Here is a 24,729-nt window from a genome sequence, read left to right on the forward strand (position 1 = left end):
CCTGGAAATTGCTTTAAGCTTGAACATTTTTGGACGCAAGGTCTATATGGTCGTGAGGGAGTGCAGGACATGGCGGCGATCAGCTTGCCGGGGCAAAAGACTCGCGCACTGCCGCTCACCGGACGGCATGCGCTGGTGACGGGCGGCGGCACCGGCATCGGCCGCGCATCAGCGTCATCTCTGACGGCAGCCGGCGCGCGCGTCACCGTGCTTGGCCGGCGGATTGCCCCTTTAAGGGCTGCTCTGAAGGCTGGCGATGCCGCGTTCCACGCCATCGTCGACCTGGCCGACGAAGCGGCGGCCGTGGCCGCACTGGCGGCGGCGGCGGCGGCGCTGGGTCCGGTTCTGCTGCTGGTCAACGCCGCGGGCGCCGCCGAAAGCGCGCCATTCCAGAAGACCGACGCCGCGATGTTCGAGCGGATGTGGCGGGTGAACGTGGCGGCCTCGGTCGCGACCACGCGCGCCGCGCTGCCGGGCATGCTGCACGCCGGCTTCGGTCGGGTGGTGAACATCGCCTCCACCGCATCGCTGAAGGGTTATCGCTACGTCAGTGCCTATGTCGCCGCCAAGCACGGGCTGCTGGGATTTACCCGCGCCCTGGCGCAGGAGGTTGCCGGCAGCGGCGTGACAGTGAACGCAGTTTGTCCCGGCTTTACCGATACCGATCTGGTGGCCGACAGCGTGGCGCGTATCGTCTCCCGCACCGGCCGCACGCCCGACGAAGCGCGCGCCGACCTCGCGCGCAACAACCCGCTCGGCCGGCTGATACGGCCCGAGGAAGTCGCCGCCAGCGTGCTGTATCTCTGCATGCCTGGCTCGGACGCGGTGAACGGCCAGGCGCTGGCAGTGGATGGAGGTGAGACATGAGCCTGCATAATGGACACGCGGCGGTTGACCGGGAGACGGTGCTTGCTGGCACCCCGGCCGAACACAAATCGAATCTGCGGCTGTGGCTGCGGATGCTGTCCTGCGTGAACCTGATGGAGGCGCAGATCAGGCGCCGGTTGCGCGAGCAGTTCAGCACCACGCTGCCGCGTTTCGATCTGCTGGCGCAGCTTGAGCGAGCGCCGAACGGCCTGACCCTGGGCGAGATCTCCCGGCGCATGATGGTGTCCAATGGCAATATCACCGCCCTCGCCGCCAGCCTGGTGGCGGACGGACTGGTCGAGCGGCGGGCGCATGAAAGCGACCGGCGGGCCCAGCGGCTGCGCCTGACGCCGGAGGGACGGGCAGACTTCGAGCGTCAGTCCGCCGCGCACGAAAGCTGGATCGCCGAACTGTTCACCCAGGTGCCCCCCGCCGATCGCGCCAGCCTGCACGGGCTGCTGGGATCGGTGAAGGCCAGTGCTCGGCTGGGATTGGCGGAAGACATGGCGTAATGGCTCCCTTGGCCTCATATCGCGCCAGCAGCCTGTCGTTCACCATCGACGCTTCGGTGGCAACGCTGACCCTGGACCGGCCGGAACGAAAAAATCCCATCACCTTCGACAGCTACCGGGAAATGGCGGCGATCTTCCAGGCCGCCATCGGCGATGACTCGGTGCGGGCTTTCGTCATCACAGGCGCCGGCGGCAATTTCTGCTCGGGCGGCGACGTGCACGAGATCATTGGTCCGCTGCTGGATCGTGACACGAAAGGATTGCTGGCGTTTACCACATTGACCGGGGCACTGGTGAAAGCCATGCGAGCGTGCCCGCAGCCGATCATCGCGGCGGTGGACGGTGTGGCGGCGGGGGCCGGCGCGATCATCGCGATGGCCAGCGACCTGCGCCTCGGCACGTCGGCGGCGCGGGTCGCATTCCTGTTCAATCGCGTGGGCCTGGCGGGCTGCGACATGGGCGCCTGCGCCATCCTGCCCCGCATCATCGGCCAGGGACGCGCGTCGGAACTGCTCTACACCGGACGGGCAATGAGCGCGGAGGAGGGACTGGCGTGGGGCTTTTTCAACCGCATCGTGCCGCGGGAGACACTGGCGGGTGATGCCGCCATGTTGGCGCGGGAACTGGCGGACGGACCTGCCTTCGCCAACGGCATGACCAAGCGGATGCTGCAGATGGAATGGGCAATGTCGGTCGATCAGGCGATCGAGGCCGAGGCGGTGGCTCAGGCGCTGTGCATGACGACCGGCGATTTCCGTCGCGCGTATGACGCGTTCATCGCCAAGCGGAAGCCCGTGTTTGCGGGCAACTGAATTGCATGGGAATCACGGGAGACACCGCGGCGTGACGGACCTGACCATCCTACAACCCACTGGCTGGCCGGTGCCGCGCGGCTACAGCAACGGAATCGCAGGGATCGGCCGAATGGTGATGATCGCCGGCCAGATCGGCTGGGATGCACAGGGCCGGTTCGCCAACGGCTTCGTCGCGCAGACGGCACAGGCGCTGCACAACGTGGTGACGGTGCTGCGAGAAGCTGGTGGCAAGCCGGAGCACATCGCCCGCCTGACCTGGTATGTGGTGGATATCGAGGAATATCGATTGTCTCTGCCCGCCGTGGGTTTGGCTTATCGGGGCGCGCTTGGCCAGTGGTATCCGGCCATGACGCTGGTGCAGGTCGTCGCGTTGGTGGAGCGCGAGGCCCGCGTCGAGATCGAGGCAATGGCCATTGTGTCGGAAACCGCGGCCGACCGGCCTCTGATCGTGGACAGGCGCGTCAGTGAATGATGTAGCCGCCGTCGACCACCAGATCATGGCCGTGTATGAAGCTGCCTTGCGTGCTCGCCAGGAAGGCGATCGCCTCGGCGATTTCCTGCGGGCGTCCCATTCGGCCGGCCGGCACGCGCGACACCATGGTTTCCAGCTTGCCCGGCAGCCTGCCCCAGGTATCGATGTTGAATTGCGTCGCGATCGGACCGGGGCTAACCGTGTTTACCTGGATGCCATCCCGCGCCAGTTCGAACGCCATGTTCCGCGCCAGATGGATCAGCGCAGCCTTGGTCGTCCCATACAGGGCGTTTTCCTCTGCCGCGACTGAACCCATCTGACTGGCGACATGGATGATGCGTCCGCCGCCCTGGCGCCGCATGACTGGCAGAACCGCCTGGCTGGCGAAGAACGCCGCCGCCAGATTGACCTCGATCAGGCTGGCGAAGTCGCTTCGGGTAAAGCTTCCAAATGCCTTGCGGCAGCGGATGCCGGCGTTGTTCACCAGCACATCGACCCGGCCGAAGCGGCCTACTGCCGCTTCCACCATCGCCTCCGCCGCTTCTGGCACCGCCAGGTCGGCGATATGATGGCAGGCCGCTGGTGCGCCATGGGTCAGGCAGGCCGCCGCGGCTTCCTCCAGTTCCGCGGAGGTGCCTTCCGCGGCAAGGAAGATGCCAAAGCCCTTGGCCGCCAGCGCATAGGCAGTCTCCCGCCCGATCCCGCGTGAGGCGCCGGTGACGAGGGCTATCTGGGTCTCCGGCATCAAGTTGGATCTCTCATATGCTAGCGGATGCCATCCCCGGTGCGGCAACGATCGGCCGGTAGCGTATGCTCATCGAGCAGATGAACAAGCCCGCACCGACGCCGGCAAAGACCATCAGCGCCAGGTAATAGGAGCCGGTCATGCCGACAATAAAGCCGACAACCACCGGGATCACGATGCCGGACAGATTGCCGGCGAAGTTCATGCATCCGGCCAGGAAGCCGGCCCGCTCGCCGCCGATCAGCAACGCCGGCAGCGTCCAGTACATGCCGCACCAGCGCAGGAAGAACATCGTCGCAGCCAGCAAGGCAACCACCGCCGCTTCCTCATGCACATAGCCGACCAGGAACACCGCGACGGTCGCCAGCACGGATGAAATCCCGAACAGGCGGCGGAACACCACCGCCGGCCGGCCATCGGTGCGCATCCAGTAATCCAGCAACTGGCCGCCGACCATTTCCCCGACAAAGCCGGCGAAGAACACCAGGAACGTCAGCCAGCCGAGCGCGGCGATGTTCAGGCCTTGTGTCTTGGCAAGGAAACTGGGGATCCAGGTGAGAAAGCCATACCATAACGAATTGAAACAGAACCAGCCGACGAACAGCAGCCAGATCGACGGGCTGGAGAACATCTGGCGCGTGTGGATCGCTCCGCTGCCTGCCCGCCGGCTGGCATCGCTGGCTTCCCGCAGGCCCGCTTCGATATGCTGCCTCTCGGCCGCGTTCACCGATCCATGCTCCTGTGGATGGTTGCGGATGTAGAACCAGGCGAACACGCCGCAGGCGATGGTGCCGAGGCCGGCGATCAGAAACGCCAGGCGCCAGGAGTTTAGCAGCGCGATCAGGCCGGCGATGATCAATGATCCCACCGCGGACCCAAGCGGTGCTCCGCCATCCAGCAGCGCCGCCGCGCGGCCACGCTCGGTCGGAGTCATCCAAAGCCCCACCAGCTTGGCGCCGGCTGGATAGATCGGCGCCTCCGTCGCACCCAGGCCGAAGCGGGTCGCCAGCAACATGATCCATCCGGTGGAGGCCGCGGCCAGCGCGGCGAAGGCGCCCCAGCCGATCGTGGCATAGGTGATCACGACGCGCGGCAGGAAGCGGTCCGCCAGCAGGCCGGCGGGGATCTGCATGAAGCAATAGGTCCAGAAGAAGCCGCTCAGCAGTAGCCCCTGCACCGCCGGTGGGATGGTGAACGTTCGGCTTATCAACGGCATCGCGACCGACAGCGACGCGCGATCGATATAATTCACCGCAACCGTCAGCAGGATCAGAAAAAACATCCGCCATCTGACATTGGTCATGCCATCCGTGGTGACGGAAGAATGTCTGGTGTTAGCCGCCAACTCGTCCATACGACCTCCCGTTCGATGTGCCGCGGCTTTTGCGACATTTTCTGGCTGACTTGCAGCGCTATGGTCCACACCACGACCCGAGGTCATAATCAATCGGTCCAGGCCATCGGAAAGGAGCCATTCGTCATGCAATTGATCGATCTCAGCCGGGATATTCATCACAAGATGGCGCGGCTGCCCAATCACCCGATGGTCATCATCGCGCCGTTCACGACGCATGAGGAAAAGCGGGTCGCCGACGGCTATACTTTCTCCTCGGCGGTGACGTCGCTGAACATGGGCGATCATTCCGGAACCCATGTCGATGCGCCGGTTCATTTCGATGAGAAGCCGGGGGCACGCTCGATCGACCAGATGCCGCTGGAGGATTTCTTCACCGAGGCGGTGTGCCTCGACCTGTCGCACAAACCGCTGAAGAGCGACATCAGCATCAGCGACCTGCGGCAGGCGGAAGCCGCCGCCGGGGTCGAGATCAGGCGTGGGGACACCGTGCTTCTGCACATGGACTTCTATCGTCGGACCTACGGCACCGAGGCTTACATCACGGATTTCCCAGGGCTGACGAAGGACTCCGCGACGTGGCTTGGCCAGAAGGGCATCAAGATGTTCGGTGTCGAGGCGGCCAGCCCCGGACGCCCGGGCCGCGGCAACTTCGAGGTTCACCACGTCTGCCGCGACATGGGCTTCACCCACATGGAGGGGCTGGTCAACCTTGAAAAGCTGGTCGGCCGCGGCCGTTTCCGCTTTATCGGGTTTCCGCTGAAGATAAAGGGCGGCACAGGGAGTCCGATCCGCGCGGTCGCCTGGCTGGAAGACTGACCGTCTGCCTCACCCTGCCCATCGGCCTCACTCCAACCGTCGCCGCAGCGCCGCGTTCAGCGTGTTCTCCAGCAGGCAAGCCACGGTCATCGGCCCAACCCCGCCCGGCACGGGTGTGATGGCGCCGGCAACCAAGGCGCATGTTTCGAACGCGACATCGCCCACCAGACGCCCGTTCGGCCGCCGATTGATGCCGATGTCGATCACCGTCGCGCCCGGCCGGACCCAACCGGGCTGAACCATCTCCGGCTTGCCGACGGCGGCGATCAGGATGTCCGCCCGGCGGCACTCGCCCGCCAAGTCCCGGCTGCGCGAATGGACGATCGTGACCGTGGCGTCGGCCGCCAGCAGCAGCGACGCCATGGGCCGTCCGACGATGGAGGAGCGGCCAAGCACGACAGCCCGCGCACCGCTCATCGCCACATCAGCCGCCAGCAGCAGCTTCATCACCCCCAGCGGCGTGCAGGGCGTCAGCGTCGGCCGCCCATCCGCCAGGCGACCGACGTTCAGGGGATGGAATCCATCGACATCCTTCGCCGGATCGATGGCCTCGATCACCGCATGCTGGTCGATGCCGCGCGGCAGCGGCAACTGCACCAGGATGCCGTCGATCGCCGGATCGCCGTTGAGCTGCTCGATCGTCGCCAGCAGGTTCGCCTGGGTGGTGTCGGCCGGCAGACGGATGGAGCGCGCGTCGATGCCGGCCTCCCGCGCCGCACGATCCTTGGTTCGGACATAGACGGCGCTGGCCGGGTCCTCGCCCAGCACGACGACCGCCAGGCCTGGCCGGAAGCCGGCCGAGGTGATCCGCCGCGCCACCGAAGCCCGCAGCGCGGCAGCGATTGATCTGCCGTCGATCAACCGGGCGGTCATGGCCGCGCCCGACGTTCAGCCAAGGTCGCGGTCGGCCTGACCATCCGCGACGTCTTGTGCCGCGTGCTCTGTTCGGCTGTCCCCGCCGCCGGAAACAGCCGCCGGGCCCGTGTCAAAGCAGGTCGTGTCAAAGCAGATACTGCATCGCGCCGGTCACGATCGCGGCTTCGATATTGCTGAGCAGGATCAAAACCGCTTGAATCAGCAGGAGCAGGATGATCGGGCTTATATCGATGCTGCCGAAACTCGGCAGGAAATTTCGGATCGGCCGCAGCGCCGGCTCGGTCACACGATACAGGAAGTCGCCGATCGACCAGACCACCCGATTGCGGGTATCGAGGATTCCGAACGACGCCAACGTGCTAAAAATGGCTGCCAGTATGACAGCCCACCAGTACAGCCACAGCAACTGTTTTACGAGCCAGAACAGCGTCGTGATCATGCAGGCTACACTCCTGATAAGCGGCGGACCCTAGCGATGGTCCTGTCGGCCCGCAACAACACTGACGCGCCGCCACTGTTCAGGCCAGAAGATGTGGAATGGCCGACGCGCTATCCCAGGGAATTTTGCCGTTTCGGCTGGACGTGGCAAACCAGGGAGGCTTCAGGCGACCTGTCCGATCAAGGTGCCGGACCAATGCCGGTTCACCGCCATCATCGCCTGGACGCCCGCCTGCTTCGGCGCCAACATCGCGGCGGAAATCTGCAGGAGACATTCGGATGCACACCCCCCGCCTGTTCGAGGCAGCCTGACATGCCGGTCGATCCGCAAATCCAGACGCTGCTCGACCTGCGCGCGGCCCTGCCGCCGCTGCATACCCTGACGGTGCCGGAAGCGCGGGAACAATTCGCTGCCCGGGCGATCCCCGGCCTGCGCATCCCAAAAGTTGCCAGGGTGACCAACCGCGACATGCAGGCACCGGCTGGATCGCTGGCGTTGCGCGTCTATACGCCGATCGGCGAAGGCCGGTTTCCGCTAATCGTCTTTTTCCACGGCAGCGGCTTTGTCGTTTGCAACCTGGACACGCACGACGGCATGTGCCGCAATTTGTGCGCCGGCACCGGCTGCGTGGTCGTGTCGGTGGATTACCGCCTTGCGCCGGAACACAAATTTCCCGCCGCGACGGATGACTGCCTGGCGGCCACCCGCTGGGCCGTGGCGAATGCCGCCGCGCTGGGCGCCGATCCCGGCCAGGTGTTCGTTGCCGGCGACAGCGCGGGCGGCAACCTGGCCGCCGTCACCGCGCTGCGCATCCGCGACGAGGGCGGCCCAGCGCTGCTCGGCCAGTTGCTGATCTATCCGGTGACCGACTACCACGACGCCGGCATGCCCTCGATGACGGAGAATGCCGACGGCTACGGCCTGACCCGGAAAGGCATGCACTGGTTCTGGGGTCATTATCTGGCCGATCCGGTCCACGCCGCGCACCCGCACGCCAGCCCGCTGCGGGCCGCGACCCTGGCTGGCTTGCCGCCGGCCCTAGTGGTGACGGCCGAGTACGATCCGCTCCGGGACGAAGGCGAAGCTTACGCGGACCGCTTGCGCCAGGCTGGCGTGGCGACGCGGATGAAGCGCTGGGACGGCATGAACCACGGGTTCTTCAATGTTCCAGGCGTGGTGGAACGCGCCAGCATCGCGATCGACGAGGCGTGCGACTGGGTCAGATCATTGCTGCCGAACCACGAGCAACGGGATTAGCATGCAGTTGGGTTCATGGTGTATTGGCTTTGACGAAACTATCACGCATGAATGAAAATATGTCCATCGTTGGGGGTTTCACCCCGATTTAGACGGTTCCGATTGACCTGCGCGAGGCCGGTCCATAGCTTCGCGCCATGCCCGATACAGTCCGCAACAACCAGGCCGGCATTCCAAAAGCCTGGCCATTCGAGGAAGCGCACAAGGTTGCCAAGCGACTGGCCGCAGCCGGCAAAAGCGCCGCGCTGTTCGAAACCGGCTACGGCCCGTCCGGCCTGCCACATATCGGCACCTTCGGGGAAGTCGCCCGCACGTCATGGGTCCGCCATGCTTTCACCGAACTCACCGGCCTGCCGTCGCGGCTGTTGGCGTTCAGCGATGACATGGACGGGCTGCGCAAGGTGCCGGACAACGTGCCGAACCGGGATCTGTTGACTCATCACCTCGGCAAGCCGCTGACCCGCATTCCCGATCCATTCGGCACCCATGACAGCTTCGGCGCGCACAACAACGCCCGGCTTCGCGCCTTCCTTGATAGCTTCGGCTTCGAGTATGAATTCGCCTCCTCCACCGCCTATTATGCCGCTGGCCGTTTCGATGCGGCGCTGCTCCGTATCCTGGAATGCTATGATGCCGTCATGGCGGTCATCCTGCCGACCCTGGGACCGGAGCGGCGCGCGACCTATTCGCCTATCCTGCCGATCCATCCGCGCACCGGTATCGTCATGCAGGTGCCGATGGAGCGCATCGATGCGGCCGCCGGCACCGTCACCTGGAAGGACCCGATGACCGGCGATAGTCTCGAAAGCTCGGTCAAGGGCGGTGCCTGCAAGCTGCAGTGGAAGGCCGACTGGGCGATGCGTTGGTATGCGCTGGACGTGGACTACGAGATGTCGGGAAAGGACCTGATCGATTCGGTGAAACTCTCCGGCCGGATCTGCCGTATTCTGGGTGCCCAGCCGCCGGAAGGCATGACCTATGAACTGTTCCTGGACCAGGAGGGGCAGAAGATCAGCAAGTCCAAGGGCAACGGCCTGACGGTTGACGAATTTCTCACCTATGCGCCTGACGTTGCCCTTTCGCAGTTCATGTACAACCAGCCGCAGCGCGCCAAGCGGTTGTATTTTGACGTCATTCCGCGGGCGGTGGACGAATATGTCGGCAACCTGGACAAGGCTCGTGCCCAGGCACCCGAGATGCAACGCGCCAACCCGGTCTGGCACATCCATGCCGGCCGCCTGCCCAACCACGGCGGCAGTCCGATCTCCTTCGCCATGCTGTTGAACCTGGCTAGCGTGGTCAACGCCGAGCAGCCCGACATCCTCTGGGGTTTCATTCGTCGCTACGTCCCTGGCGCCAGCCCGGAAACCCAGCCGTTGCTGGGGCGGCTGGTGGACCACGCCATCGCCTACTATCGCGACTTCGTCCGTCCGGACAAACGCTACCGCGATCCCGATGCGAACGAGCGCGCCGCGCTGGAAGACCTTGCCGCGGCGCTCGCCACGCTTTCCGACGGCGCACCCGAAACAATCCAGAACATCGTGTTCGAGGTCGGCAAGCGCCATGCTTTCCCGGAACTGCGCGCCTGGTTCGGCTGCCTGTACCAAGTTCTTCTCGGCCAGCCGGAAGGTCCGCGTTTCGGCGGCTTCGTTGCCCTGTATGGCATTCCGGAGACCATTGCGCTGATCCACGCGGCCCTGGCGCGCAAGCCGGATGCGGACGCGGCCTGAGCCATGGGCGCCAGGCTCTTGCAAGGCAAAGGCTGGTTACGGCATCTGCCGGCGGTGCTGGGCGTGGCGCTGCTGATCGGCGCCATCTACGTGGTGCAGCGGGAATTCCGCCATCTGCGCCTGAAGGACATCGGCGCGGCGCTGGCCGCGATCCCCGTCAGCGCGCTGGTGTTCGCCTTCGTCTGGACAATCCTGTCCTACTTCATCCTGACCTTCTACGACCGGCTCGGCACGATCTATGCCGGCCACAAGGTTTCCTACGGACGGGTGGCCTTCGCGTCGTTCTGCGCCTATGCGCTGTCGCACAATCTGGGATTCGCGGCGGTGTCCGGCGCGGCGGTGCGCTACCGCCTGTATGCGCATTGGGGCCTCACGCCGCTGCAGATCGGCAAGACCGTGGCATTCTGCAGCCTGACCTTCGGATTGGGCGGCCTTGTCCTCGGCGGCGCCATCCTGTTTGTCGAGCCGCGCGCGATCCCATTCTTCGGACAGCATCTACCGCATGCGGCGCTGTATGGCGTCGGTGTCCTGATGTGGGCGATCGTGCTCGCGTACGTGACCTTGTCCCGCGTCTTCAAGACGCTCCGCCTGTTTGGACATACGATCGAGCTGCCCGGCTGGCGCATGGCGATCGTGCAGGTGTTGCTGGCCACGGTGGACGTCGCCACGACGGCGACGATCTTCTACGCGCTGTTGCCGCACGCGCCGGGACTGACCTGGCTGATCTTCCTGGGTATCTATGTTGCCTCCTACACAGCCGGCCTGGCCGCCAACCTGCCGGGCGGCATCGGCGTGTTCGACACCGCCATGCTGTTCGGTCTGGCGCCGTATCTCAGCCCGCCGCACATCGTCGGCGCCATCCTGGTGTTCCGGGTCTACTACTACGTGATCCCGCTGTTCCTGGCGGGATCACTGTTTGCTGGCAACGAGATCATCCTGCGCGGCGGCGGCCTGCTGCGTCACCTCCGGCGCCTGCCGCCGGTCCAGGCGATCGGCCATTGGAGCGAGCCTGATTTCGCGGTCACCGCCGCCACCGGCGCCGTCGGCCTCTGTGGCATGTTGATGCTGTGTCTTGGCGTGCTGGCGCCGCAGGCCGACTTCTCCTGGCTCGACCCGGATTACGGCGCGGTGGCCAGCCAGGCCGGCCAGTTCGTGCCATCCTTGATCGGCGCTGGCCTGGTCATGATGGCGATCGGCCTGTCGCACCGGGTGAACCTCGCCTGGGGACTGACCATCCTGCTGCTGGTCCTGGGCGCCGCCTTCGCTGCCACGCAGACCAATCGGCTTTGGGTAGTAGGTATCCTAGTGCTGACGACCCTGCTGCTGGCGCCGTTCCGCGCCTGCTTCTATCGGCACGCACATCTGCTCAGTGGACCGCTGCGGCCGGGCAGTGCGCTGTCGCTGGTGGTGCTGGTGGTCTGCCTGCTGTCACTGGCGGCGACCCGGTCGCATACACACCTGCTGCAGAACAACGCCTTCTGGGCAGTGATCATATCGCGCGAACTACCGAATTCGGTGCGTCTTTCGGTGGGTATCGCCATGCTGTTCGGGCTGACCGCGATCTGGCTGCTGCTGCGGCCTGGCCGGGTACGCTATCTGCCGTGGGACAATGACACCAGGCGGCTTTTGCTGGGGCTGGGTGCTGGCCCCGGTTATGCCGCCTCGGTGGAGGCGGACGGCCTGGTGATGGGAGAGGCCGCGCGGGCGGCGATTCCGTTCCGCCGCTGCGGCCGTGTGCTGCTCGGGCTTGGTGACCCGTCCGGGGAGCAGGCAGACCGGGTTTCGGCCATCTGGCGGCTGCGCGATCTGGCACAGCAGGAAGGGCTTGACGCCGCGGTATGGCGAGCCGGGCCCGACCTGCTGAAAGTTTATGGTGACCTGGGCTTGACGGCCTTGCCGCTGGGTATGGATGGTCTGCCGATGCCGGAGTCTTTTGGTGATGCGCCTGTGGCCGACCAATACCTGGTGTGTGTCGCGGAGCGCGATCTGGACATCCTGCTGCCAGTGCTGCCCCGGCTGGCCCACGCCATGGCGGCGATGACCGCGACACGTGCCGGCGTGGCAATCTCGGCCTGACGGTGCGGCAGCCCGGCCCTTGAATTAATCGAATGGGTGCTGGAGGTCAGACTGAGACAACAGCATGAAGATTAGCGGACGACGCCAGTCTAAATTCACAGCATTGTGAATAGATAGATCATGCCGCGGCGGCAAGCAAGAAAGCCAGAGTTCAATCAACTCATCCAGCCCTTTGCGGCGCTCCAGAACATACCGGGCACCGTGCAGGTGGCCCACCGTGCAGGTTGGAAACATCAAGCGCCGGTCCGGCAGCGCGCAATCCTGCGACGGCTGGAGCGAGACCGCGTGCCTTGCCCGCGAAGCTCGTCGCCTCTCGTGACGAATGTAGAGGCATAAGCACACGACTGAAAACAAAGAGCTAACAGCCGAAGTCAGGGGTTCGCCAGCGGTCGCGGAGTCCTGAGCCAGGATCCGTGTCGACGCTCGTTTTAAGGCGTCAAGCGACGCGGTGTTGAGCGGATGGAGGTGGCTTGGCCGGGAACCTGCTGGAACCGGACAGCGTGACCAGGATCTGGCGTCCAAAGAACATGGGAGAACCCAGCGGAAAGCCAAAGATTCGATCCTGCACACTGAACATCTTCTTGACAGGCGACTGGAATTTCATCGCCCGGAGTCGATTTCCGCTGCATTGGGTATGGGCGAAACCAGTTGCGCGCGATATAGTCAAGGATCAGTCGTGATGACTGCCGGTGGATGTGCAACGTGGCAGTATGCAGCGCGGGATCAACCGCTACGCTACGGGTACCTGCCATCGCCGGACGGAGGCAAACCGGCGCCGATGTCTTGTGGGACATTGAACGCCATACATAACGCGTATAATAATAGGGACGACCCTCTCTTGAACATGACCAACCGCGGCCGCGGACGCCCGAGCCGGCGCCGCGGCTTCGACGACGATTTCGCCTTTGATCGTGCCCCGCCTGGCGATATGCCGCGGCCCGCACCATCATGGCCCTCCTCGGCCGGTTTCGGGCCAGAACATGATGCCACCGTCAAGTGGTTCAACCCGGAAAAAGGCTTTGGCTTCGTGGCATTGTCCGATGGATCCGGTGATGCGTTCCTGCACGCCAATACCTTGAACCAATCAGGCCACAGCGCGGTCAGCCCAGGTGCGACGCTGCGCGTGCGTATCGGCCAAGGCCAGAAAGGTCGCCAGGTGTCGGAGGTGCTTTCGGTCGACGAAAGCACAGCCACACCGTCAGCCAGCCGTGGCGCCGGTGCAGGCGTGGGTGCCCCTCGCGGTCCCGCCGGCGGCTTCGGCGGCGGCGGATTTGCTGGTGGCGCCGGTGCGCCGCGACGCGGCGCACCAACCGGACCCGCCGTCGAGATGCAGGGCACGGTAAAGTGGTATAACGCGACCAAGGGCTTCGGCTTTGTGGCTCCGGCTGAAGGCGGGAAGGATGTTTTCGTTCATGCCTCCGCCCTGCAGCGGGCCGGCGTTATGCAGCTCGCGGAAGGCCAGACGATCTGGATGGATGTGGTTCAAGGTGCCAAGGGCCCGGAAGCGGCGTCCATTCGCACGACCTGATCAGACGCCACTTAATTTCCCTGTCACGGCCGGGTGACTCGAGTAAAGGCTGATCCGTCCACTCACGCATTGCCGCGGACGGCAGTGACGTCGAGTGGACGGAGCGCCCCCTGATCTGAAGCCTGACCATGAACCGGCAATCACATGATGCGCCAGGCGGCTACGAGCTGAACGGCCATTCCCGCATCCGATAGGCGCCGTCCCAGAACAGCCATTCGAACTGGCTCGAGCGGATGAACGCTTGTATCATCTTGTCCTGCACATTCGGTGTTGCAGTCTCCGCCGCCCTGTCAGTTGCTGCGATCACCGCACCGACTGCTTTGCCGAACGCCTCGTCGGAATAGGTATCGATCCAGGCACGGTATGGATTGTCTGCCGCGGCCTCACGCGAGATGGTGTTTCCGACATCCCAGTAGATCCAGAAGCACGGCAGCAGCGCCGCCAGCAGCACCTCCCACGGTTCCTGATAGGCGGTGGCCAACAGGAAGCTGGTGTAGGCCAGACAGTCCGGCGTCGGTTCGATCCTGGTTGGATCAATCGTGAAGTGGGCAAAGTAATCGCCATGCAGCGCCTGCTCCACCGTCACCGCTTCCAAGGCTGATCGGGCGAATAGTTGCAGCGTTGCGCCATCCGGACCTCGCGCGCCGGCCAGGGCCAGGATGCGCGCATATTGCTCCAGGTACAACGCGTCCTGCGCGATGTAGAACCGGAACCGGTCCTGGCAGAGCGTTCCGGCAGCCAGCTCGCGGTTGAAGGGCAAGGCGTGGATGGCAGAGCGCAATGCGGTCGTGCGCTGCCAGGCCTGATCGCAAAATCCGGTCATGTCCCCTGCTTTCACCCAAGGCTCTTTGATGCCATCTCGAACGTGTTCGGTGACAGGTTCGGCCTGTCCAGAATGCGCCGCAGTTCCGCCTTCATGCGCGACTGCCGGCTGGGGTCGAACCGTCTCCATTGCCCAAGCGGCGACACCATCCGCGCCGCGACCTGTCCGTTCGTCGGGTCGAGTTCAATGATCGTATCGGCGTACAGCCGATAGCCGGCACCGGATGCGTCATGAAACCGCACCTGATTGCCGGCAAAGCTGCTGATCAACGCACGCACTCGGTTGGGATTGCGCATATCGAAGTCGGCATGCGCCTTCAATGCCGCGACCGCCGCGACGGTTCCCGCCAGCGGCGACAGCGCCTGGATGGCAAACCACTTGTCCAGCACCAGCGGATCGCCACGCCAGGCGGCGTAGAACGCTGCCAGCGCATCGGAGCGTTCCACCGACTCCACCGCCGACAGCACCGCCAGCGCGGCCAGCACGTCCGTCATGTTCTGTCCGGCGTCGAACTGTGCCTTGGCCAGGCCGACCGCGGCGGCGTCGCCCGCCACCAGATACGCCAGGCAGGTGTTACGCAGCGAGCGCGCCCCGATCGAGGCACCGTCGATCCGGTATGCCCCGCTATCCGTCAGCCGGTCGTAGGTCGCCCGCAACCGATCGGCCAGCGCCTGCCCGATGGCGGCGCGCGCCATGTCGCGGGCGGCATGGATGGCATCGACATCGACCACCGTCATCCTGTCGGCGAGCGTCGCCTCCCCCGGCAGCACCAGCGCCTCGGCCGCGAAAGCCGGCGCCTGGTCCAGGGTCGAGGCCGCCGCCTCGATCAGCGCGGGATCGACCGCCGGAGTATGGCCCTGCTGGATCTCCGCCACCATGTTCAGCAGCACGGATGCGGCGTATTGCTGCGCCGAATCCCAGCGCACGAACGGATCGCTATCGTGCGCCGCCAGGAAGCGCAGACGCTCCGGGGCGATGCCGGACAGCTTCACCGGCGCCGAGAACCCGCGCAGCAGCGACGGCACCGGGGGGCTGGCGACATCAACGAACTCGAACCGGGTTTCCGCGGCCTTCGCCAGCAGCACCCGCGGGCCGGCTGTGGCCGCCGGTTCGCCATCCAGGCGGGTGGACAGGTCCTGCCCGTTGCCGTCGAGCAGTCCCATCGCCACCGGGATGACCAGCGGCTGCTTGTCCGGCTGGCCCGGCGTCGGCGGCGTGGTCTGCCGGATCGTCAGCGAATAGCGCTTCGCCGCCGCATCGTAGGTGTCCTCGATGCTGACGTCCGGCGTGCCGGCCTGATGGTACCACAGCTTGAAGTCGCCGAGGTCGATGCCGGACGCGTCCTGCATCGCCTGCACGAAATCGTCGATCGTGACGGCGCTGTTGTCGTGCCGGACGAAATATAGATCCATGCCACGACGGAACGCCTCGCGGCCGACGATGGTGGCCATCATGCGGATGACCTCGGCACCCTTGTTGTAGACGGTCGCCGTGTAGAAATTGTCGATCGCCAGGTAGCTGGCCGGCTGCACCGGATGTGCCAGCGGACCATTATCCTCGCGGAACTGCGCGGCGCGCAGGGCGCGGACATCGCCGATCCGCTTGACCGCGCGGCTGCCCTGGTCGGCGGAGAACTCCTGATCGCGATAGACCGTCAGCCCTTCCTTCAGCGATAGCTGAAACCAGTCCCGGCAGGTGACACGGTTGCCGGTCCAGTTATGGAAGTATTCGTGCGCGATGACGGATTCTATGCCCTCGTAATCGCCATCCGTCGCGGTTTCCGGCCGAGCCAGAACGTATTTGGTGTTGAAGACGTTGAGGCCCTTGTTCTCCATGGCGCCCATGTTGAAGTCGGACACGGCGGCGATGTTGAACACGTCCAGGTCGTATTCCAGGCCGAAGACGTCTTCGTCCCAGGTCATCGAGGTCTTCAACGCCTGCATGGCATGCAAGCAGCGGCCCTCGTCGCCGCGGCGGACATAGATGCCCAGATCGACATGCCGGCCGGATCGCGTGGTGAAGCCATCCTTCACCGAGACCAGATCGCCCGCCACCAGCGCGAACAGATAGCACGGCTTCGGATGCGGATCGGTCCACGTGACAGTCTGCTGTCCGTTGCCGAGGTCTTTCACCGGGCCAGGGTTGCCGTTCGACAACATCACCGGGCACGTCATCTTGTCGGCAACGATGGTCGTCGTGTAGCGCGACATCACATCCGGCCGGTCGGCGAAAAACGTGATGCGACGAAAGCCCTGCGCCTCGCACTGGGTAAAGTAGTTGCCGCCGGAGAGATAAAGTCCGGTGAATTCCGTGTTGTCCTTCGGCGCGATGCGGGTCACGACCTCCAGCACGCAGGTCGCGGGCATGTCAGGGATCACCAGGCCGCCGGCAATCTGGCTATAATGGTCCTGTGGCAAGGCCATCCCGTCGCGTCGCAGCCCGACAAGCGTCAGCGCCTCCCCATCCAGGTGCAGCGGCGCATCGGCCGGCGCCGCGGGATTGCGGCGGACGGACATCCGCGAGACAACCCGCGTCGCGGCCGCGTCGAGTTCAAACGTCAGATCGACCGTATCGATCAGGAACGCCGGCGGCGTGTAGTCCGCCAGCCTGATTTCCCGCGGCGTGGCGTCGGTGCTGATGGCGTCGGCTGGCATGGTTTCTCCGGCATACAAATGTGAATACGGCTGCTGGGTCGAACGCTATCGATTTCGCGCGGCTTCCGCGAGTACCTCCCGCGCCAGGGGCAGCATGGCGTAATCCACCATGGCCCCCTGGTAGCTGACCGCGCCTAGGCCAGCTTTCTCCGCGGCTTCGAAGGCCGCCAGCAGGCCGGTGAAGTAGGCGACCTCCTCCGGCGTGGGACGGAACACCGCGTTGGCGATCGGCACATGGGTTGGATGCATCACCGCCACGCCGGTATAGCCGATGTCGCGCGCTCGTCGGATCAGCTTTTCCACCGCCGGCAGATCGTCCTGCGGCGTGCCGAAAATCCCCGCGATCGGATACATCGCCCCGCCGGCTCGGCTGTCCAGCACCATCTTGGATGCGAGATACAGTTGTTCCTCGCCGCCCGCCGTTGCCCGGAAGCCGAAGGCGCGGGCGAAGTCGCCGGATACCGGACCGCTGAGCGCGCCGTGAATCCCGCGCACCCGCGTGCTCGCCCTGGCGAGCCCGTATGCGTCATACATTCCCTGCGCCGTTTCCGGCAGCGGCAGAATCCCGACGCTGCCGTGGGCGACGCTGGCGCGTCCCTCCGCGTAGCTTAACAGATCGTGCAGGCGGCGGATTTCGTCCGGGCTGGCGACCTTCGGCGGGACGATCGCGGTCAAGCCATCGGTGACCGCGGCGGCGATTTCCGCCACCGTGCCATCATGCAGCGGCTGGATGCGGACGAAGGCGCCGACGCCGGCCTCGCGCAGTTCGGCGATCTCGCTTTTCAAGTGGTCCATCGCCTGCGGCTTGAACTGCGGCGGTACCGAATCCTCGATGTCCAGCACGACGGCGCCGGGAGACACACGGATCGCCTTCGCCACCCAGTCGCGGCGATGGGCGGGTACGAACAACGCGGATCGGATGGGCCACATGTCGTGATCTCCCTTCGGTATCTCGTGCTGAGTTTGGGCGGACCAATGGCGGGGCGCAATCCGCCGGTCGGCGGTCCGGTTGACCTGGCGTATCTTGCCTGTCGCCGCCTGGCATGAAACCATTCCATCAACGCCGGGGAGAAACCGCACCATGATCGAGGACATCCGCGACATCACGACCCGCGCCGGGACGATGGAGACCTTCATCTGCCACCCCGAGCGCAACGGCGCGCATCCCGCCGTGCTGATGCTGATGGATGCGCCCGGTATCCGTGAGGAACTGTATGACATGGCCCGCCGCCTCGCCACGGTCGGCTACTATGTGGTGCTGCCGAACCTGTACTACCGCGCCGGCCGCGATACGAAATTCGGCCCAGAGGTCACGACCAAGGGCAGCACCGAGCAGGCACGGATGCGCGCGGTCCGAACCAGGATGACGATCCCGCCGGTGATGGAGGACATCGCCGACATGCTGGCGTTCCTGGAGTCCCAGCCCGGCGCGAAGGCCGGTCCCGTCGGTACGCATGGCTACTGCATGAGCGGCCCGTATTGCCTTGCCGCCGCCGCCCGCTATCCCGACCGCATCGCCGCCGCGGCGTCGTTCTATGGCACCTGGCTGGTCAGCGAAAACGCGGAAAGCCCGCACCTGAACCTGGCGAAAGCCAAGGGCGAACTCTATATTGCCTGCGCCGAACATGACGAACTGGCGCCGCTGCCGATGGTGGCCGAACTGAAGGCGCTGTTGGAAAAGTCGGGCAACCGCGGTGAACTGGAAATGTATCAAGGGGTTCATCACGGCTTCGCCTTCCCGCAGCGCTGGTGCTACGACAGGCCAGCCGCGGAACGCCACTGGGAACGCCTGATCGCGCTGTATCGCCGCTGTTTAGGATAACCGCCATGGAATTGTGGAACCACTGCGAGAACCCCTACCCGTTCGTCCCGGCCGAGGTGCTCGACGCCGCCCCCTCCGTACGCGCCAGCCTGCCCAGCCGCTATTGCGACCCAGAGATCGCCGCCCGCCTGTATGACGAGGTGTTCGAGGAATACCAGCTCTGCGACGACATCGGCCTGAACATCGTCACCAACGAGCATCATTCCGGCATCAACAATCTTTGGGCGGCCAGCCCGGTGATCACCGGCATCGTTGCCCGCCTGACCCGGAAGGTTCGTATCCTGTCGCTGGGCACGCTGATCACCGTGCGCCCCGATCCGGTGCGCGTCGCCACCGAGTATGCGACGATCGACGTGATATCGCGCGGGCGGCTCGATATCGGCTTCGTCAAGTCGGGTGCGACGGAAATGGTGTCCGGCGATGCCAATCCGATGCGCATCCGCGAGCGCGAGTGGGAAGCGATCGACCTGATCGAGAAATCGCTGACCAGCCACGACGGCCCGTTCAGTTGGGAGGGCAAGTTCTTCACCCATCCCCACGTCAACGTCTGGCCGCGGCCGTATCAGCAGCCTCGGCCGGAGTTTTGGGCCGCCACCAGCGACATGCCGACCTGTGCGGAACTCGGACGAAGGGGCTTCGTCAACACCCTGCTGTTCGGCGGCTACGACCGCACGAAGCAGGCGTTCGACACCTACAAGCAGGCGCGCCGCACCGCCGGCCTGGCGGCGCCGGGGGAGGACCGCTTCTCCTACATGGCATTCTGCTTCGTCGGTGACACCGATGAGGAGGCATACCGGATCGGCCAGAAAATTCCCTGGTTCCTGACCGTCAGCATGAAAAGCCCGCCACAGATGTCAAAATTCCAGCCAGGCCAGATCGCGCCGGAAATGGCGCCGGCCGCCTGGCGTACTGGCGCATCAAAGCGGCCGACGAACCTGACGGTCGAGAGCCTGGTCGCCCAGGGCCAGATGTTCGCCGGCAACCCCGACACCGTGGTGAAACAGATCAAGGCGTTCCGCCAGCGCGTCGGCGGCGTCGGACGCATCATCATGATGACGCGTCAGGGGCTGGTCACTCACGCGGAAGCGATGAAAAGCTTCAGGCTCGCGGCGAACGAGGTGCTGCCGCAACTGCAGGATTTGCCGCCGGTGGATCAGCAAGATTTTTCCACAGCCGCGGAATGAGGCGGTTTGGTCCGCATACGCTGGAGGTGCTCGAGGCCGGTCCCGTGGATGCCGGCACGACGCCTGTCCTGCTGATCCACGGCATCAACCCGATCAGCGCCAAGGCACCGTTCCTGGCCAGGCTGGCGGAGCACCGGCGGGTCATCGCGCCGTCGCACCCGGGGTTCGCTACATCGCCGCGGCCCTCCGACTTCGACACGATGTACGACCTGGTGAACCTGTACCTGGACCTGCTGGACAGCCTGCCGGACGAGAAAGTCGTTGTCATCGGGTTCGGCTTTGGCGGCTGGATCGCAGCGGAACTCGCCGTCACCGGCCATCCCAGGCTAGACCGCCTGATCCTGGTCGATCCCGTCGGCATCAAGCTGGGTGGGCGGGAGGACCGTGACATCGTACACATCTTCAACACGCCGCCCGCCGAACTGAACCGGCTGGCCTGGCACGACCCGGCGCGCCGACCGCCCGGGATCTACGGCCTGGGCTGGCAAGCCACGATCGACGACGCGATGAGCGATGCCGACATGGTCGCCCTTGCGCGCAACTGGGACGCGCTGTGTCTGTACGCGTGGCGGCCGCACATGTTCAACCCGCAACTGAAACACTGGCTGCATCGCATCCGGGCGCGCACGCTCGTGCTGTGGGGCGACAACGACGGGATCGTCACGCCGGATTATGGCAGGCGCTACGCCAGCCTGATCCCCGGCGCGGTGTTCGACACCATCCCGCACACCGGCCATCACCCGGAACTGGAACAGCCTGAGGCTTTCATGGACAGGACAGAACGGTTTCTCGACGCATGATGTTCATTGTCAGAACCGAGCAAGGGCAGGTGCCGGACCTGGATGTCCGAATGGTTCGCCGCACGCCGGCGATCGTGACTGACAGTGCTGGCCGGATCGATTGCTTCTGCGCAGGCGATCTGGATGCCGCCCGCGCCGCCGGCTGGCCGACCGTGCCAGTGCACGATGGCTGGTATCCCGACGACCACGGTGGCGGTGTCGCGATCTGGGGGCAGGGCTTGTTCTGGGAGGTCCGCGACACTCCGTTCAGCGTGCGCCAGGCCTCCGGCCCGACCAAAACCGCCGCGGCGGCCGACGATGCGGCGGTGCTCGACGTCCGCGGAGCGATCTTCGGCGGCGGCGTGTGAGGGTCAGGCCCGCCAAGATTTGACGTCGTTTAAGTACTGCACTCCGATGGATTGCAACTTATCCGACCGAGCCCAATAAAAGATAGATTGATCGGTCTAACGAGGCTTGACGCAGGATCCGGCGCAGATATAATTAGAGCGAACGGTCGCACTATCCATAACCTACATTGAAGCGGACGACTTGACGCGTGACTGGCATTCCAGTCGTCCAAACCAAGCAGCGCGGCTTGGAATCAAAGGCACTCAGCGACGATGGCATGAGGATTTCATCTCGCCCGATCCTGCCTTAACTTTCCCCTTGCCCAATGCTGTCCCTGGAGGCTTGAACCATGAACCCACTTCGCCATGTCGGTGCAGTAACGGTACTAATCGCGATCGCTGGGTGTGCTCAAGTTCCATCCGATCCGGCGGCCCGCGCCGATTATCAGCGCATCAATGATCCGGCCGAACCAACCAATCGCGCCGTGTTCAGCGCCAATCAAGCAGTTGACCATAATGTCATCAAACCCGTTGCCACGGCTTACAAGAACAACGTGCCAAACAGGGTGCAGCATGGCGTCCATAATTTCGTAACAAACCTTGGGGAACCCGTGGTACTCGTAAACGACCTGCTGCAGGGGAATGTAAGCCGCGCCTGGAACACCACGCGGAGGTTCGTGGTGAATACCACTGCCGGAGGCATCGGGATTTTCGATGTGGCGGGCGGCTGGGGACTGCCCCATCACGAGGCCGACTTTGGTCAGACCTTTGGGGTGTGGGGCATCGGCCCAGGACCCGCCGTGCAGTTGCCGCTGCTCGGACCATCCAACGTCCGCGACTCCGTGGGCGGCGTACTGGGCTTTGTCGCCAATCCGCTAAGTTATGTTCCAGGCGGAGCAGTCTCGACAGTCACCATCGCCGGGGCCGGCGGCGGGGCTCTGGACACGCGGAGTCGGCTGCTGGGCACAACGGACTCGCTTGAAAAGAACTCGCTGGACTACTATGCGACACTTCGCAGCATCAGCGCGCAACGACGCGCTGCCCTCGTGCAAGAGGGCAGGCAGGGCAAGGTGCAGGGGCGGGTGCCGGGCGGTTCCGAAACCCAGGAGCCGGGATTGGGCGTGACCGGCACGCCGGGCGCGCCATGAAGCGGCACGCCTGGATGCCGGCGTGGCGCGGATGGCGTCAAGCTTGGCTACCCCACAAGACTGCGAGCAAGTCCCGCCCTTGATGAACCCCGACGACCGAACACAGATGACTTTGCTGACAGGAAAATCAGGCGCGGCGATGCGGGCTCGACGATCATGAGGTTTCAGCCGCCCTGGATCTAGCCTATGTTCATCGCGTGTCCATCACCGCAGCCCCCGACTACCTGACCCGCCTCAACCCGGAGCAGCGCGCCGCCGTCGAAACCGTTGATGGCCCGCTGCTGGTGCTGGCCGGCGCCGGCACCGGCAAGACCCGCGTCCTGACGACGCGCTTCGCCCACATCCTGCTGACCCAGCGGGCGTTTCCCAATCAGGTGCTGGCCGTCACCTTCACCAACAAGGCGGCGCGCGAAATGCGCGACCGGGTCGCCGCCATCCTCGGCTCCCCTGCGGAAGGCCTCTGGCTCGGCACCTTCCACGCCTTGTGCGCCCGTATGCTGCGCCGCCATGCCGAGCATGTCGGGCTGGCATCGAACTTCACCATCCTGGACAGCGACGACCAGCTTCGCCTGCTCAAGCAGGTGATGGAGGCCGCGCGGGTGGATATCAAGCGCTGGGTGCCGCCGGCGCTGATGTCGGTGATCCAGCGCTGGAAGGACCGCGGCCTGACGCCGGAACGCGTCAGCGCGAATGAGGATACCGATTTCGCCAACGGCCGCGCCCGCGCGCTGTACGAAGCCTACCAGGCCCGCCTGCGCACCCTGAACGCTGCCGATTTCGGCGACCTGCTGCTGCATATGACCGAAATCCTGCGCAGCCAGCCGGACATCCTCGCCGACTATCACCGCCGCTTCCGCTACATTCTGGTGGACGAGTATCAGGACACCAATCTGGTGCAGTATCTCTGGCTGCGGCTTCTCGCCCAGGGTCACCGCAACATCTGTTGCGTCGGCGACGACGACCAGTCGATCTACTCCTGGCGCGGCGCGGAGGTGGAGAACATCCTGCGCTTCGAGAAGGACTTCGAGAATGCCCGCATCGTCCGGCTGGAATCGAATTACCGGTCCACCGCGCCGATCCTGGCCGCCGCCTCCGGCCTGATCGCGCACAACGAGGGGCGCCTGGGCAAAACGCTGCGTCCTGGCCGGCAGGACGCGCAGACCGGCGAGAAGGTCACCGTCGTCGGCCTGTGGGACTCCGACGAGGAAGGCCGCATGGTCGGCGACCGGATCGAGCGGTTGCGGCACGACGGCCACCCGTTGGCGGAGATCGCCATCCTGGTCCGCGCCGGCTACCAGACCCGCAGCTTCGAGGAGCGGTTGATCACCCTCGGCGTGCCCTATCGCGTCGTCGGCGGTCTGCGCTTCTATGAACGGGCGGAGATCCGTGACGCCATCGCCTATATGCGCGCCACGGTGCAGCCAGCCGACGATCTGGCGTTCGAGCGCATCGTCAACGTGCCACGCCGCGGCGTCGGCGATGCGGCCTTGCGCGCGATGCACGAGGCGTCCCGCTCGTTGGGCGTTCCGCTCGCCGCCGCGGCCGGGCACCTGTTGGAAAATGGCGGCCTCAAGGGCAGGGTGAAGGAGGCCATCGGCACCCTACTGCGCGGCTTCGCCCGCTGGCGGCAGATGCTTGACGTGGACGGTCACGTCGTCACCGTCGCCACCCTGCTGGATGAAAGCGGCTACACCGAGATGTGGAAGCAGGACAAATCCGCCGAAGCCCCCGGTCGGCTGGAGAACCTGAAGGAACTGGTCCGCGCCCTGGCCGACTTCGAAACCCTGAGCGGCTTCCTCGATCACGTCTCCCTGGTGATGGAAAATGAGGAGCGCGCGGAGACCGACCGGGTCAGCCTGATGACCCTGCACGGCGCCAAGGGCCTGGAATTCGATACGGTTTTCCTGCCGGGCTGGGAGGAAGGCATCTTCCCCAATCAGCGATCGATGGATGAAAGCGGCAACAAGGGCTTGGAGGAGGAACGCCGCCTGGCCTATGTAGGCCTGACGCGGGCGCGCCGGCGGGCGATCGTCAGCCACGCCTCCAACCGCCGCATCTACGCCAACTGGCAGGCCAGCGTTCCCAGTCGCTTCCTGGACGAACTGCCGACGGAACACATCGAGCATACCGGCTCCGCCGCCCTGGCCCGCGACAACCGGATTGCCGCCGCCACGTCGTTCACCGGCCAATTCCCGCTGGTCGCCCGCCGCCCGCGCGTGATCGACGTGTGGGAGCAGCCGTCCCGCCCCGCCCGTGCCGACCAGATCCCGATCGGCGCCCGGGTGTTCCACACCAAGTTCGGCTACGGCACTGTCACCGCGGCGGACGATGACAAGCTCGACGTGCGTTTCGAGACGTCCGGCGACAAGCGCGTGCTGGATCGGTTCGTTGAACGCGTCTGATGCCGCGCTTTGCGGCCGCAGAGCTCGGAACATCGGCGAAGGGCCGCTTGGCGGGGCCACTTATCAGCGATTTGTTACAG

Annotated in this window: 23 protein-coding genes; 15 read left to right on the forward strand and 8 right to left on the reverse strand. The window is 65.0% G+C overall.

The annotated features are described in order from the left end of the window. Positions 1-69: 69 nt before the first annotated feature. Genes ACQY4S_RS23160 through ACQY4S_RS23175 form a run of 4 tightly spaced genes read left to right on the forward strand, consistent with a single transcriptional unit; the run spans position 70 to position 2,666 of the window. Positions 70-867, forward strand: coding sequence for an SDR family NAD(P)-dependent oxidoreductase (locus ACQY4S_RS23160; protein ID WP_428487552.1), 798 nt, complete (start codon positions 70-72; stop codon positions 865-867). After that, positions 864-1,379 carry a MarR family winged helix-turn-helix transcriptional regulator gene (locus ACQY4S_RS23165; protein ID WP_428487553.1) on the forward strand — a complete coding sequence of 172 codons (516 nt, stop codon included), beginning with the start codon at positions 864-866 and terminating at the stop codon, positions 1,377-1,379. The genes ACQY4S_RS23160 and ACQY4S_RS23165 overlap by 4 nt, the downstream gene beginning before the upstream one ends. Next, complete coding sequence (locus ACQY4S_RS23170; RefSeq protein WP_428487554.1) at positions 1,379-2,191, forward strand: enoyl-CoA hydratase family protein; 813 nt, start codon at positions 1,379-1,381, stop codon at positions 2,189-2,191. Before ACQY4S_RS23165 ends, ACQY4S_RS23170 begins: the two co-directional genes overlap by 1 nt. Before the next feature lie 31 nt (positions 2,192-2,222). Further along, a complete protein-coding gene (locus ACQY4S_RS23175; protein ID WP_428487555.1) occupies positions 2,223-2,666 on the forward strand; it encodes a RidA family protein in 444 nt (147 codons plus the stop codon). Here ACQY4S_RS23175 and ACQY4S_RS23180 read toward each other — a convergent pair. Both ACQY4S_RS23180 and ACQY4S_RS23185 read right to left on the reverse strand, forming a co-directional pair. Continuing rightward, positions 2,656-3,411 (reverse strand): SDR family NAD(P)-dependent oxidoreductase, encoded by a 756-nt coding sequence (locus ACQY4S_RS23180; RefSeq protein ID WP_428487556.1) that lies wholly within the window; start codon positions 3,409-3,411, stop codon positions 2,656-2,658. The two genes, ACQY4S_RS23175 and ACQY4S_RS23180, sit on opposite strands and share 11 nt — an antisense overlap. 13 nt (positions 3,412-3,424) lie before the next feature. Then, complete coding sequence (locus ACQY4S_RS23185; RefSeq protein WP_428487557.1) at positions 3,425-4,714, reverse strand: MFS transporter; 1,290 nt, start codon at positions 4,712-4,714, stop codon at positions 3,425-3,427. 177 nt (positions 4,715-4,891) lie between these two features. On the opposite strand from ACQY4S_RS23185, the gene ACQY4S_RS23190 reads away from it, so the two are divergent. Beyond that, positions 4,892-5,584, forward strand: coding sequence for a cyclase family protein (locus tag ACQY4S_RS23190; RefSeq protein ID WP_428487558.1), 693 nt, complete (start codon positions 4,892-4,894; stop codon positions 5,582-5,584). 27 nt (positions 5,585-5,611) lie between these two features. On the opposite strand, the gene folD is transcribed toward ACQY4S_RS23190, so the two are convergent. Beyond that, positions 5,612-6,457 carry a bifunctional methylenetetrahydrofolate dehydrogenase/methenyltetrahydrofolate cyclohydrolase FolD gene (folD, locus tag ACQY4S_RS23195; protein WP_428487559.1) on the reverse strand — a complete coding sequence of 282 codons (846 nt, stop codon included), beginning with the start codon at positions 6,455-6,457 and terminating at the stop codon, positions 5,612-5,614. Positions 6,458-6,584: 127 nt separating this feature from the next. After that, positions 6,585-6,899 (reverse strand): YggT family protein, encoded by a 315-nt coding sequence (locus ACQY4S_RS23200; protein WP_428487560.1) that lies wholly within the window; start codon positions 6,897-6,899, stop codon positions 6,585-6,587. Positions 6,900-7,211: 312 nt separating this feature from the next. On the opposite strand from ACQY4S_RS23200, the gene ACQY4S_RS23205 reads away from it, so the two are divergent. The 4 genes from ACQY4S_RS23205 to ACQY4S_RS23220 all read left to right on the forward strand — a co-directional run bounded on the left by ACQY4S_RS23205 (position 7,212) and on the right by ACQY4S_RS23220 (position 13,490). Next, positions 7,212-8,156, forward strand: coding sequence for an alpha/beta hydrolase (locus tag ACQY4S_RS23205; RefSeq protein WP_428487561.1), 945 nt, complete (start codon positions 7,212-7,214; stop codon positions 8,154-8,156). Between the two features lie 137 nt (positions 8,157-8,293). Then, positions 8,294-9,886 (forward strand): lysine--tRNA ligase, encoded by a 1,593-nt coding sequence (locus tag ACQY4S_RS23210; RefSeq protein ID WP_428487562.1) that lies wholly within the window; start codon positions 8,294-8,296, stop codon positions 9,884-9,886. Positions 9,887-9,889: 3 nt separating this feature from the next. Beyond that, on the forward strand, positions 9,890-11,962 hold the full coding sequence (locus tag ACQY4S_RS23215) for a lysylphosphatidylglycerol synthase domain-containing protein (protein ID WP_428487563.1): 2,073 nt from the start codon (positions 9,890-9,892) through the stop codon (positions 11,960-11,962). Between the two features lie 844 nt (positions 11,963-12,806). Then, positions 12,807-13,490, forward strand: a complete 684-nt coding sequence (locus ACQY4S_RS23220) for a cold-shock protein (RefSeq protein WP_428488484.1) — start codon at positions 12,807-12,809, stop codon at positions 13,488-13,490. Between the two features lie 160 nt (positions 13,491-13,650). On the opposite strand, the gene tenA is transcribed toward ACQY4S_RS23220, so the two are convergent. The 3 genes from tenA to ACQY4S_RS23235 are packed head-to-tail and all read right to left on the reverse strand — an operon-like array spanning position 13,651 to position 17,897. Then, positions 13,651-14,313 carry a thiaminase II gene (gene tenA, locus ACQY4S_RS23225; RefSeq protein WP_428487564.1) on the reverse strand — a complete coding sequence of 221 codons (663 nt, stop codon included), beginning with the start codon at positions 14,311-14,313 and terminating at the stop codon, positions 13,651-13,653. A gap of 11 nt (positions 14,314-14,324) precedes the next feature. Further along, complete coding sequence (gene pepN / locus ACQY4S_RS23230) at positions 14,325-16,967, reverse strand: aminopeptidase N (protein ID WP_428487565.1); 2,643 nt, start codon at positions 16,965-16,967, stop codon at positions 14,325-14,327. A 45-nt stretch (positions 16,968-17,012) separates the two neighbouring features. Next, positions 17,013-17,897, reverse strand: a complete 885-nt coding sequence (locus tag ACQY4S_RS23235) for an HpcH/HpaI aldolase/citrate lyase family protein (protein WP_428487566.1) — start codon at positions 17,895-17,897, stop codon at positions 17,013-17,015. Positions 17,898-18,048: 151 nt separating this feature from the next. Here ACQY4S_RS23235 and ACQY4S_RS23240 point away from each other — a divergent pair, with 151 nt between their 5' ends. Genes ACQY4S_RS23240 through ACQY4S_RS23255 form a run of 4 tightly spaced genes read left to right on the forward strand, consistent with a single transcriptional unit; the run spans position 18,049 to position 21,120 of the window. Continuing rightward, on the forward strand, positions 18,049-18,789 hold the full coding sequence (locus ACQY4S_RS23240) for a dienelactone hydrolase family protein (protein WP_428487567.1): 741 nt from the start codon (positions 18,049-18,051) through the stop codon (positions 18,787-18,789). Between the two features lie 5 nt (positions 18,790-18,794). After that, on the forward strand, positions 18,795-19,973 hold the full coding sequence (locus ACQY4S_RS23245; protein ID WP_428487568.1) for an LLM class flavin-dependent oxidoreductase: 1,179 nt from the start codon (positions 18,795-18,797) through the stop codon (positions 19,971-19,973). Continuing rightward, on the forward strand, positions 19,970-20,773 hold the full coding sequence (locus ACQY4S_RS23250; protein WP_428487569.1) for an alpha/beta fold hydrolase: 804 nt from the start codon (positions 19,970-19,972) through the stop codon (positions 20,771-20,773). Before ACQY4S_RS23245 ends, ACQY4S_RS23250 begins: the two co-directional genes overlap by 4 nt. Next, on the forward strand, positions 20,770-21,120 hold the full coding sequence (locus ACQY4S_RS23255; RefSeq protein WP_428487570.1) for a hypothetical protein: 351 nt from the start codon (positions 20,770-20,772) through the stop codon (positions 21,118-21,120). The genes ACQY4S_RS23250 and ACQY4S_RS23255 overlap by 4 nt, the downstream gene beginning before the upstream one ends. Positions 21,121-21,485: 365 nt before the next feature. Here ACQY4S_RS23255 and ACQY4S_RS23260 read toward each other — a convergent pair whose 3' ends face one another. Next, entirely contained in the window at positions 21,486-21,683 is a 198-nt protein-coding gene (locus ACQY4S_RS23260) for a hypothetical protein (RefSeq protein WP_428488522.1), read from the reverse strand. Between ACQY4S_RS23260 and ACQY4S_RS23265 the strand changes: the two genes are divergently transcribed. Together ACQY4S_RS23265 and ACQY4S_RS23270 are read left to right on the forward strand one after the other, a co-directional pair. Next, positions 21,585-22,247, forward strand: a complete 663-nt coding sequence (locus ACQY4S_RS23265; RefSeq protein ID WP_428488485.1) for an MlaA family lipoprotein — start codon at positions 21,585-21,587, stop codon at positions 22,245-22,247. The two genes, ACQY4S_RS23260 and ACQY4S_RS23265, sit on opposite strands and share 99 nt — an antisense overlap. Before the next feature lie 197 nt (positions 22,248-22,444). Next, positions 22,445-24,649, forward strand: a complete 2,205-nt coding sequence (locus tag ACQY4S_RS23270) for an ATP-dependent helicase (protein WP_428487571.1) — start codon at positions 22,445-22,447, stop codon at positions 24,647-24,649. Positions 24,650-24,729 lie beyond the last annotated feature (80 nt).

The sequence above is a fragment of the Rhodopila sp. genome, assembly GCF_965276935.1.
Taxonomy (GTDB): Bacteria; Pseudomonadota; Alphaproteobacteria; order Acetobacterales; family Acetobacteraceae; genus Rhodopila.

Bases quoted from the DNA above. Each gene is read 5' to 3' on its own strand.
- pepN (WP_428487565.1), bottom strand. From the start codon at position 16,967: ATGCCAGCCGACGCCATCAGCACCGACGCCACGCCGCGGGAAATCAGG.
- ACQY4S_RS23200 (WP_428487560.1), bottom strand. From the start codon at position 6,899: ATGATCACGACGCTGTTCTGGCTCGTAAAACAGTTGCTGTGGCTGTAC.
- folD (WP_428487559.1), bottom strand. From the start codon at position 6,457: ATGACCGCCCGGTTGATCGACGGCAGATCAATCGCTGCCGCGCTGCGG.
- ACQY4S_RS23240 (WP_428487567.1), top strand. From the start codon at position 18,049: ATGATCGAGGACATCCGCGACATCACGACCCGCGCCGGGACGATGGAG.
- ACQY4S_RS23180 (WP_428487556.1), bottom strand. From the start codon at position 3,411: ATGCCGGAGACCCAGATAGCCCTCGTCACCGGCGCCTCACGCGGGATC.
- ACQY4S_RS23205 (WP_428487561.1), top strand. From the start codon at position 7,212: ATGCCGGTCGATCCGCAAATCCAGACGCTGCTCGACCTGCGCGCGGCC.
- ACQY4S_RS23165 (WP_428487553.1), top strand. From the start codon at position 864: ATGAGCCTGCATAATGGACACGCGGCGGTTGACCGGGAGACGGTGCTT.
- ACQY4S_RS23160 (WP_428487552.1), top strand. From the start codon at position 70: ATGGCGGCGATCAGCTTGCCGGGGCAAAAGACTCGCGCACTGCCGCTC.
- tenA (WP_428487564.1), bottom strand. From the start codon at position 14,313: ATGACCGGATTTTGCGATCAGGCCTGGCAGCGCACGACCGCATTGCGC.
- ACQY4S_RS23260 (WP_428488522.1), bottom strand. From the start codon at position 21,683: ATGGACGCCATGCTGCACCCTGTTTGGCACGTTGTTCTTGTAAGCCGT.
- ACQY4S_RS23215 (WP_428487563.1), top strand. From the start codon at position 9,890: ATGGGCGCCAGGCTCTTGCAAGGCAAAGGCTGGTTACGGCATCTGCCG.
- ACQY4S_RS23210 (WP_428487562.1), top strand. From the start codon at position 8,294: ATGCCCGATACAGTCCGCAACAACCAGGCCGGCATTCCAAAAGCCTGG.
- ACQY4S_RS23220 (WP_428488484.1), top strand. From the start codon at position 12,807: ATGACCAACCGCGGCCGCGGACGCCCGAGCCGGCGCCGCGGCTTCGAC.
- ACQY4S_RS23255 (WP_428487570.1), top strand. From the start codon at position 20,770: ATGATGTTCATTGTCAGAACCGAGCAAGGGCAGGTGCCGGACCTGGAT.
- ACQY4S_RS23235 (WP_428487566.1), bottom strand. From the start codon at position 17,897: ATGTGGCCCATCCGATCCGCGTTGTTCGTACCCGCCCATCGCCGCGAC.
- ACQY4S_RS23250 (WP_428487569.1), top strand. From the start codon at position 19,970: ATGAGGCGGTTTGGTCCGCATACGCTGGAGGTGCTCGAGGCCGGTCCC.
- ACQY4S_RS23170 (WP_428487554.1), top strand. From the start codon at position 1,379: ATGGCTCCCTTGGCCTCATATCGCGCCAGCAGCCTGTCGTTCACCATC.
- ACQY4S_RS23190 (WP_428487558.1), top strand. From the start codon at position 4,892: ATGCAATTGATCGATCTCAGCCGGGATATTCATCACAAGATGGCGCGG.
- ACQY4S_RS23185 (WP_428487557.1), bottom strand. From the start codon at position 4,714: ATGACCAATGTCAGATGGCGGATGTTTTTTCTGATCCTGCTGACGGTT.
- ACQY4S_RS23245 (WP_428487568.1), top strand. From the start codon at position 18,795: ATGGAATTGTGGAACCACTGCGAGAACCCCTACCCGTTCGTCCCGGCC.